This window comes from Rugamonas violacea (assembly GCF_016461825.1).
Taxonomy (GTDB): Bacteria; Pseudomonadota; Gammaproteobacteria; order Burkholderiales; family Burkholderiaceae_D; genus Rugamonas.
Map to the genome: position 1 here is coordinate 1 of NZ_JAEMNU010000121.1, position 508 is coordinate 508.

Sequence of the window (508 nt, forward strand, 5' to 3'; positions counted from 1 at the left end):
TCGCATGCGTCGGAAGGCGGATGCGATGGGTAATGATTGTATGTATCAACAAACATAGCAACATGTAATTTCTTATTCCTATAAACGCTCCTTTGTAGACGCCGTGTAAGCGGGCGCAAGGGGCTAACGTTATAGGGACAAGCGAATAAGTGCACATGGTGGATGCCTTGGCGATTACAGGCGATGAAGGACGTAGTAGCTTGCGATAAGCTGCGGGGAGCGAGCAAACACGCTGTGATCCGCAGATTTCCGAATGGGGAAACCCGGCCCTTTGGGTCATTGCATACTGAATACATAGGTATGCAAAGCGAACGCGGCGAACTGAAACATCTAAGTAGCTGCAGGAAAAGAAATCAACCGAGATTCCCAAAGTAGTGGCGAGCGAAATGGGATGAGCCTGCACGTTTTAGCACGACGCATAGAAGAATCCTCTGGAAATAGGAACCGTAGCGGGTGATAGTCCCGTATTCGAAATGCGATGTGTGGAACTAAGCGTGCGACAAGTAGG

Annotated in this window: 1 rRNA gene; it reads left to right on the top strand. The window is 49.4% G+C overall.

The annotated features are described in order from the left end of the window. Positions 1-135: 135 nt before the first annotated feature. Positions 136-508 (top strand): 23S ribosomal RNA (locus H7U20_RS22085); the annotation flags it as partial.